Origin of the sequence: Stappia sp. WLB 29 (assembly GCF_023507705.1) — a bacterium.
GTDB lineage: Bacteria > Pseudomonadota > Alphaproteobacteria > Rhizobiales > Stappiaceae > Stappia.
This window is the reverse complement of record NZ_JALBGD010000017.1, coordinates 37,165-44,021: the sequence shown is the minus strand read 5'-3', so window position 1 is coordinate 44,021 and position 6,857 is coordinate 37,165. Positions and strand designations below refer to the sequence as shown.

Genomic DNA, 6,857 nt, shown 5'->3' with positions numbered 1-6,857 from the left:
CACGACGCGTGGCAGAGATGCGGGATCGGCCCACGCGGCTTGGCGTGAGGCGAACTTGCCGAAAATGCCTGGTTGCAGCTACAGGTTTCAGAAAGACCTGCGTGGCATTCTGCTGCGATGAAGGACAATCTCTACAGGTTCCGCCGGCTGAAATGGGGGGCTCCGAAGAAGTTCAAGCTTCTTTCGGAAGACCTTGAGCCCGGCGGCCCCGGCCTGTTCGGCAAGGCGAAGGCCCAGACCTCGGCCCGCCGCGCACGAGGCCGCCTGTCGCGGCTGCCGCTCTTTCCCGTGCTGGCCATCGCCATCGGTGTGATCGGCTTCGTCGCGACCCTGCTTGCAGGGTAAGCAAGCAGAAAGGCGCTGGTCCTGGCGAGGTTTTCGCCCGAATACCTGTCGGGCTACGCCTTTTCAGGACTCGCGCATATCAGCTGAGTATCTGAATTTGTTGGTCGGAGTGGCAGGATTTGAACCTGCGACCCCCTCGTCCCGAACGGTTATGCGGCAGAAAAAGTGCCGAGGATTGGCGGGTTTCAGCCGCCTTGACCCGCTCTTTGTTCCCTTGTTGTTCCGGAGTTTCTGTCGGGTTTCTGTCGGGGTGCCGGTTTGGACGTGATCCCGTGCCGCGCCTGGTCCTGATAGGATGGGGCGTGATGGCGGTAGATACGCTCGTAGGTTTCGACGCTCATGCCGACATAGTCTGCCGCCTGGCCGAACGGCACGTCCGCCCTGGCAAGCCATGTCGCCGCCGTGTGGCGCAGTGTGTGCGGGACAACATCGTCGCCGAAGCCCGCCGCCTCGCGCACCGCGCGGAACGCCTTGTTGATCTTGGTGACCGGCTTGCCGTGCCACTCGACGACATGGGTGCCGGACAGACCCTTGCGCTCCCATCGGCGAAGATGCGCCATGAGACGATCGGGAAGCGCGACAGGGGGCTGGCGCTTCTTGGTCTCGCGCTCGCCCGGCGGCCGTCGGTAGAAGATGCCCGTGTCCAGGTCGACATAGCCGCAGCCGATAGTCGGGCGGATCGCCGCGCCGCAGACGGCGCCGGCGCGCGTGCCGGTGTAGAGCGCGACCAGGATAAACCGGGCGACATGCTGCGCGGTCGCGCGGCGGGTCTCATTGCCCTTGTACTTCTGGCGGAGCCGCCACGCCGCCCAAAGCAGCCGCGCCGCCTCGCTGCGCTCCAGCCATCGCTCGCGGCTGGTGGACTTCGGCGGCAGAACGATCGGTATCAGCCGGTCGACATGGCCTTCCTTGTAGTAGTGGCGGAAGGCTGAGCGCAGGTCCTCAAGCTCGCGGCGGGCGGCGGATTCGGCGCCGCGCTCGCGGACATAGCGCCGGCAGGTGCTGCCGTTGACATCGGCCATCTGCATTATGCCGAAGAAATCCAGCAAGCGATTGAGGCGTGCTGCCGTCTCGCGCGGGCGGGCATGCGTCGGCGCGACCTCTTCGGAGTAGGAGGCGATGGCATCGGCGACGGGGATCAGTTCCGCGCGGTTATTGCGGTGGCGGGAAGGGTCGTGCTTTTCGGCGATGTAGTCGGCGAGCTGTCTCTCAGCTTCGTCACGCGCATCCGCGCCGCAGCCAGTGCTACGCTTTGCCGATCCGTCGCGGATGACCCAGATTGACCGCTCGGTGATGCGGCCTTGCTTGTCTCGGCGCTCTGGCTGTAGCCACAGGCGGGCGCCTTTGCCGGGACGCGGCATCGCTCTCTCCATTCCCTGATGTCAGCCGGCGTGACGCTGTATCCGCGCCCCAGGCGTTCGGCCGAAAGAGTGCCCGCCCGGATCGCGGCGCGCAAGGTGGATACGGAGACCAGCCCGCGCAACAGGACGCGGCACGCTTCCTCCAGCGACATGGGCATGTCGTCGGTCATCTCACTCCCTCCGTGTATCCGGGGATCTCGAGCGCGGCCAGGACATCGGCCGGCGGTTGCCACAAGCCGAGCTGGCCGCGGCAGTGGACCGGCCGGTAAGCGCGCTGGGGGCGCTCCAGCACCAGCGCATGCGGCCCGGTAAACCAGCGGCTTGCATGCGTTGTCACACAGTCGGTGACGGTGACCGCGCCGATGATGGCGCCGCGTGCCGCCTGCTGGCGGTAGGCGTTGCGCAGCAGCGAGACGGCTGTGCCGGTCTCGTCGGCGATCAGCTCCAGTACCTGGTCGACCATGTGGGTCTCTTCCTGCTGGCTGGTATGGATCAGCAGCGGGCCGCGATAGTTGAACCGGCGCGACCGGTTCTCGACCGGCTTCGCGATCATGATCGCCCATGCCCAGGGCTGGCGGACGGTGAGGGCTTTCATGGTGTCACCCCCGGAAAGGCCATGTGCTCGACACCGTCGAGACGCCGGCCGGCGTTCTTTACGGTGGTGAAAAGAGTGCTGCCGCAGGAGGGGTTCCAGAGACCGCTTTGCGTCGCGGTTTGGCCAGCGGGCAGGTGGCAGCCCCACTGCTTGAAGTGGAAGGGCACGGCAGCATCGGTGCACTGGTCGCGGATCTTGCGCACCCAATCGGGGTGCATCGGCCGGGCGCGCGGGCCGCTTTCGCCGCCGACGATCACCCAGTCGAGGCGCGGCGGTTTCGGCCCTTCCAACTCGTCGCGCCGTTCGGGCGGGATGCCGAGTGGGAAAACCTCCTCATACCCTCCCGGCAGATCGATAGAACTCGCGAGATCCACCGGCCCCAGCAGCGGCTCGGCCGAGATGAAGCGGACGGCGGCCGGCGTCGCGAGCAGATACGGAATGCGGACATCGGCCGTCACCTGATCCTCGACGCTGACGCCAAGCCACACGTTGTGCAGGGGCCATGGCGCATCCAGATACAGACTGTAGACGTTGCCGCGCTCCTTGAGCATGTCCATCACGCCGCCGTCGCCTTCCATGTGAGCTGCGGCAGCCAGGTGGATGCGCTCAAGCGGCATCCGGCCAAGGTTGGGGATGTTCGACTGCACGCCTTGCATGTACTCGCGCATCCGCTCCGGCCGCTTGGTGAGGATCTGGAACGTGTGCTGCGGCGACAGGGCCATGACGGCAAAGACCTTGTCGATCCACTCGTCAGGCACCGCCTCATGGAACAGGTCGGACGTCGAGTTGACGAAGATGCGGCGCGGTTTGCGCCAGCGCAGCGGCTGGCCGAGCGCGCCCTCGTTGAACCGGACCTCGCCCGTCCAGCGCGGCGCGGACCTGCCGTCCGGCGTGCGGACCATGGTCGCCAGGCCTTCGCCCCATTGTCCGGGCTTGTTGAAGCGCGCGGCCATGGCCTCGGCATAGCAATTGCGGCAGCCTTCGGAGACGCGCGAGCAGCCGGCAAGCGGGTTCCACGTCGCATCGGTCCAGCTGATGGATGTGCGGTCAGCCATGGCAAAGCCTCGTTTGTTCCTGTAACGTTCTCGGATGGCGCGGATAGGCTACAGATTTGATGTCTTCCTTCGGTGCGGCTGCGGCCGCACCGCCTGGTTCGTCTCGACGCAGAATCCGCAGCTTTTCCCCGTGCAGCGGTTCCGCTGCACGGCCTGCGGGGCGCGCGATCCTGAGATCGTTGTGCGGCCGATCTGGCAGCGGATGTTTCGGCCCGAGGACTGGGCGCCGTTTCCGGATCAGGTCAGCCATGGGAGGAAGCCTTCCGGGTCTTGTGGGCAGTGAGGGCGGCGCGGATCGTGGCTCGCAGGTGCATGTTCTTATGACCGCCGCAGGTGACCGTCGGGCGATCGCCTTCGAGGTATTCGACCGCCTGCCGCAGCGCCGTCTCCATATCGGCAACATGCTGCTTTGCCAGCCGGTGCTCGGCGGCCTCGTCGCGGAGCATGCGAGACTTGAGGACGTATGCCAGCAGGACCACGGCAATCAAAACCGCGTCGTTCCATGACCCCAGGTATGCGAGGGCGACGGTGAAAAGCCCCAGCAAGACGGGCGTCACGACGAAGATCGCCTGCAGGATGCCGGCTCCGATCTCGACGACGTATTTGCGCATGGCTTTCATCTTCGTGGCCTCGTCGTGTGGTGGTGCCGCCGGCATCGGGGCGGGAGGAGATACCCCGCTGCCGGCGGCAGGCCCGCGCCCGGTGATCCGGGGCAGGGCGCGGGTGTCAGTAGTCGCCGACGCTGGTGACGACGTTGTCCTCGTCGAGGATGATCCTGGTGCCGCACGCCACGAAGGCGCGCAGGCGCTGCTCGAGGCCATAGCTGGCGCCGATATAGCGGCCGTCATCCATCTTGCGGTGGCTGAACCAACCGCCCGAGATCTTGCCGTCTTCGCCGATCAACAGTCGGTGTCGGCAATCGCGCGTCTTCTCGTGGTGCTCAGTCTCGTCGAGGTACAGCCATGTCGAACTGTATTCGGTCGGCTCGACGATGACGGTGATTGCCGGCCCGTAGTCGCAGTGGCTGTCTTTGATCATCTCTTCGGCCAGCTCGGACAGACGGATTTCCTTGGGGGCCAACTTCAGCAGCTCTTCCATGTCCTCAGCGAGCTGACCGGCGACCAGGGTTGCGACGTTGGCCTCGATCTGGGATTTGAGAATCGCGCAGACCGTGGCGCCGTAGCTCGGCAGGTCGAGACGGTCGACACGCAAGGCTTCCTCGACCGCCTCCCGGACCTTCTTGCCAGTGTCCGAATAGCCGCGCAGCGCCTGGTCGACGGCGTCCTCCACCAGCTTCGCAATGCGCGTCTCGACTTCCTTTTCGACAAAGGCGCTGTCGAGCTTTTCGGCCACCGCCTTGCTGATCAAATCTCCGATGTTCATGCCAGGTCCTCCGCTTCCATATCCGCCGCGCGCTCCGGGTCGGCGATGCGCCAGTCTTCCAGCGTCATGCAGTCCTCGCAGACGGCCTCGTCTCCGATGGCGTGGCCGCCGGCTTCGACGTGCACCTCTTCGTCGCAGCGCGAGCAATGGGCGCCCATGCCGGCCCGCAACCAATCGCCGGCCTTCGGGTTGTCGATGTCGTCGAAATAGGTGGAGCGCTCCGCCTCGACGCTGTGGCTGCAGCGATAGCAATCCTCGGGGCCGATGACCTCGCCGCTGTCCAGCACCTCGCCGCACTCGCACTCGATACCCACGTCGTCGAGCCATTCGGCGATGGCCTCTTCTTCCGTGGCAGCACGGATGACCTGCCAGTCGTATTCGTCCGGCGTGCCGACCATCCATGCCGGCAGGCGGGCGGCAGCCTGGTCGGCGCGGGCGACCTTCTCGGCCATGATCTCGGCGAAGGACGGCGGCCATGCGACGGGCGGCAGGGCGGCAGTGCCGGCAAGCGCCGTGGCGCCGAGCAGCAGCGAGCGGCGGGTGAGGGCGGTCATGACCAGCTCTCCGCTTTGGCTTTTGCCTCGTCGATGCGCGCCTTGTAGATAAGCAATTCATCGCGGGCCTTGAGTGGATCGCACCCGTTCTCGAGCCACGTGATCACGGACGACAGGTCGGGCAACGCCTGATGCATCTCAGGTGCGGCGGCTAGCAGTGGGCCCAAATCGCCGCGGTGCTGGTCCAAGGTCGCAATCGTGACCTCAGAGTTGTCTTCAAGGACGATTTCGCCGATGTCCAAATACAGCAACCGCTCCGGCGTGTTCTCACTCTTGCCCTCACACATCGCCGCCTCCCGCCATGCCGAGGGCGTGCTCGAACAGGTCGAGCATCGCGTCTTCTTCCTCGCGCTGGTGCGCGCTCTTCCTGCGACGGGCGATGACCTTGCGCAGCGTCTTCACGTCGAAGCCGTTGCCCTTGGCCTCGGCGTAGACCTCGCGAATGTCGTCGCTGATGTTCTTCTTCTCTTCCTCGAGGCGCTCGATGCGCTCGACAAAGGCGCGCAGCTGGTCGCCGGCGATGCCGTTGGTCTTGGCGGGTTCGGTCATGGGAGTGCTCCTCAGTTGGTGGGGCCGTCGGCCTGTCGATCAATCGGCCTGGTTCTTCTCGGATGCGTTTTCGAAAAGCTCTTCACCGGACGTGCGCAGGTCCACATCCGGGATGATCGACTGCGGCTTCCAGGTGATGCGCGTGTGGAAGACGGATACGTCGACAGCGCCGACCTGCTCGGCGAAGTAGGTGACGTTGTCGGAAAGCCCGAGGAAGTGCTTGGAGAACCGATCGGGGCCATCCTTGCAGGTCAGCTCCAGTTGCGTCGTCTGGTCCTCGATGGAGCAGCGTCCGGTGATCTCCAGCATGTAGTTGCCGGTGATGCCGTTGTAGAAGACGACGCGTCGGACGATCTCGAAGTTGTCGGCAGCCTTGCTGAGGTTCCGCGATGCGATCTTCGCGTCGTCCTGGCATCCAGCGAGACCGACAGCGAGGACTGCGGCGGCGATCATCAAGTTCTTCATGGGTAGTCTCCTCACTTGAGCCCGCGCTCGCGGGCCAGCCATTCGGGCATGGTGACGATCACCGGCACGCCGCCGGTCATCTGCAGTTCGTCGGTCTCGCGGCAGGTCACCTCGACCTGCGACAGGGGCAGCCAGATCGCGCGGCGTGTGTTGCCGTCGGGGCTGACCAGCACGGCGCGCTCGGTGGCGCGGTGGCGGACCATCGCCACGTCGAGCCAGCCGGGCCGGCCGGCGACCTCGCCGACGACGGGGGGGAGCGAAAGGTGCATCTGGCCGGTCATCGCGCGGCCTCGATGGCGGCGATGGCATCGTCCAGGTCGGCGATGTCGATATGCAGCATCGCGCGCTCGCCGTCGGTCAGCATGCGCGGGGGCGCATCCGCCCTGTCCGAATAGGTAAGGACGGCGGCCTTGCGCTCGCGCGCGCCGCGCAGGGCGGCGAGGATGGTCGGCACGTGCCGGGTGTGCAGGGTGATCGCGTGGGACGTATAGGTCATGGGGGTCACCTCGCCGCGTGCAGGGCGATCTCGGCGAGCGGCCAGGCGATCCCG

Annotated in this window: 12 protein-coding genes; 1 reads left to right on the top strand and 11 read right to left on the bottom strand. The window is 65.9% G+C overall.

The genetic code is table 11. The features are described from left to right. Positions 1-117: 117 nt before the first annotated feature. Positions 118-345 (top strand): hypothetical protein, encoded by a 228-nt coding sequence (locus tag MNI96_RS21380; protein ID WP_249696517.1) that lies wholly within the window; start codon positions 118-120, stop codon positions 343-345. A 185-nt stretch (positions 346-530) separates the two neighbouring features. Here the strand turns inward: MNI96_RS21380 and MNI96_RS21375 are convergent, their stop codons facing one another. From MNI96_RS21375 to MNI96_RS21325, 11 genes are all read right to left on the bottom strand, one after another. Continuing rightward, on the bottom strand, positions 531-1,706 hold the full coding sequence (locus tag MNI96_RS21375; protein ID WP_249696515.1) for a tyrosine-type recombinase/integrase: 1,176 nt from the start codon (positions 1,704-1,706) through the stop codon (positions 531-533). 166 nt (positions 1,707-1,872) lie between these two features. Then, positions 1,873-2,301 (bottom strand): ASCH domain-containing protein, encoded by a 429-nt coding sequence (locus tag MNI96_RS21370; RefSeq protein WP_249696513.1) that lies wholly within the window; start codon positions 2,299-2,301, stop codon positions 1,873-1,875. After that, a complete protein-coding gene (locus tag MNI96_RS21365) occupies positions 2,298-3,356 on the bottom strand; it encodes a DUF5131 family protein (RefSeq protein ID WP_249696511.1) in 1,059 nt (352 codons plus the stop codon). The genes MNI96_RS21370 and MNI96_RS21365 overlap by 4 nt, the downstream gene beginning before the upstream one ends. Positions 3,357-3,598: 242 nt before the next feature. Then, the gene (locus MNI96_RS21360; RefSeq protein WP_249696509.1) at positions 3,599-3,976 is read right to left on the bottom strand and encodes a CobD/CbiB family protein; all 378 of its coding nucleotides are present in this window, start codon (positions 3,974-3,976) and stop codon (positions 3,599-3,601) included. Between the two features lie 106 nt (positions 3,977-4,082). Continuing rightward, a complete protein-coding gene (locus tag MNI96_RS21355; RefSeq protein ID WP_249696507.1) occupies positions 4,083-4,739 on the bottom strand; it encodes a hypothetical protein in 657 nt (218 codons plus the stop codon). Continuing rightward, the gene (locus MNI96_RS21350; protein WP_249696505.1) at positions 4,736-5,293 is read right to left on the bottom strand and encodes a hypothetical protein; all 558 of its coding nucleotides are present in this window, start codon (positions 5,291-5,293) and stop codon (positions 4,736-4,738) included. Before MNI96_RS21350 ends, MNI96_RS21355 begins: the two co-directional genes overlap by 4 nt. Further along, entirely contained in the window at positions 5,290-5,580 is a 291-nt protein-coding gene (locus MNI96_RS21345) for a hypothetical protein (RefSeq protein ID WP_249696503.1), read from the bottom strand. Before MNI96_RS21345 ends, MNI96_RS21350 begins: the two co-directional genes overlap by 4 nt. Beyond that, positions 5,573-5,842 carry a DUF2312 domain-containing protein gene (locus tag MNI96_RS21340; RefSeq protein WP_249696501.1) on the bottom strand — a complete coding sequence of 90 codons (270 nt, stop codon included), beginning with the start codon at positions 5,840-5,842 and terminating at the stop codon, positions 5,573-5,575. Before MNI96_RS21340 ends, MNI96_RS21345 begins: the two co-directional genes overlap by 8 nt. Before the next feature lie 39 nt (positions 5,843-5,881). Beyond that, positions 5,882-6,307, bottom strand: a complete 426-nt coding sequence (locus MNI96_RS21335) for a beta-sandwich lipoprotein (RefSeq protein WP_249696500.1) — start codon at positions 6,305-6,307, stop codon at positions 5,882-5,884. An 11-nt stretch (positions 6,308-6,318) separates the two neighbouring features. Beyond that, on the bottom strand, positions 6,319-6,588 hold the full coding sequence (locus tag MNI96_RS21330) for a hypothetical protein (RefSeq protein WP_249696498.1): 270 nt from the start codon (positions 6,586-6,588) through the stop codon (positions 6,319-6,321). Then, complete coding sequence (locus MNI96_RS21325; RefSeq protein WP_249696496.1) at positions 6,585-6,803, bottom strand: hypothetical protein; 219 nt, start codon at positions 6,801-6,803, stop codon at positions 6,585-6,587. Before MNI96_RS21325 ends, MNI96_RS21330 begins: the two co-directional genes overlap by 4 nt. Between the last annotated feature and the right edge of the window lie 54 nt (positions 6,804-6,857).

Excerpts from the sequence above, each read along its gene's own strand:
- MNI96_RS21365 (WP_249696511.1), bottom strand. The coding sequence starts at position 3,356 with ATGGCTGACCGCACATCCATCAGCTGGACCGATGCGACGTGGAACCCG.
- MNI96_RS21355 (WP_249696507.1), bottom strand. The coding sequence starts at position 4,739 with ATGAACATCGGAGATTTGATCAGCAAGGCGGTGGCCGAAAAGCTCGAC.
- MNI96_RS21345 (WP_249696503.1), bottom strand. The coding sequence starts at position 5,580 with ATGTGTGAGGGCAAGAGTGAGAACACGCCGGAGCGGTTGCTGTATTTG.
- MNI96_RS21370 (WP_249696513.1), bottom strand. The coding sequence starts at position 2,301 with ATGAAAGCCCTCACCGTCCGCCAGCCCTGGGCATGGGCGATCATGATC.
- MNI96_RS21325 (WP_249696496.1), bottom strand. The coding sequence starts at position 6,803 with ATGACCTATACGTCCCACGCGATCACCCTGCACACCCGGCACGTGCCG.
- MNI96_RS21375 (WP_249696515.1), bottom strand. The coding sequence starts at position 1,706 with ATGCCGCGTCCCGGCAAAGGCGCCCGCCTGTGGCTACAGCCAGAGCGC.
- MNI96_RS21335 (WP_249696500.1), bottom strand. The coding sequence starts at position 6,307 with ATGAAGAACTTGATGATCGCCGCCGCAGTCCTCGCTGTCGGTCTCGCT.
- MNI96_RS21330 (WP_249696498.1), bottom strand. The coding sequence starts at position 6,588 with ATGACCGGCCAGATGCACCTTTCGCTCCCCCCCGTCGTCGGCGAGGTC.
- MNI96_RS21380 (WP_249696517.1), top strand. The coding sequence starts at position 118 with ATGAAGGACAATCTCTACAGGTTCCGCCGGCTGAAATGGGGGGCTCCG.
- MNI96_RS21360 (WP_249696509.1), bottom strand. The coding sequence starts at position 3,976 with ATGAAAGCCATGCGCAAATACGTCGTCGAGATCGGAGCCGGCATCCTG.
- MNI96_RS21350 (WP_249696505.1), bottom strand. The coding sequence starts at position 5,293 with ATGACCGCCCTCACCCGCCGCTCGCTGCTGCTCGGCGCCACGGCGCTT.
- MNI96_RS21340 (WP_249696501.1), bottom strand. The coding sequence starts at position 5,842 with ATGACCGAACCCGCCAAGACCAACGGCATCGCCGGCGACCAGCTGCGC.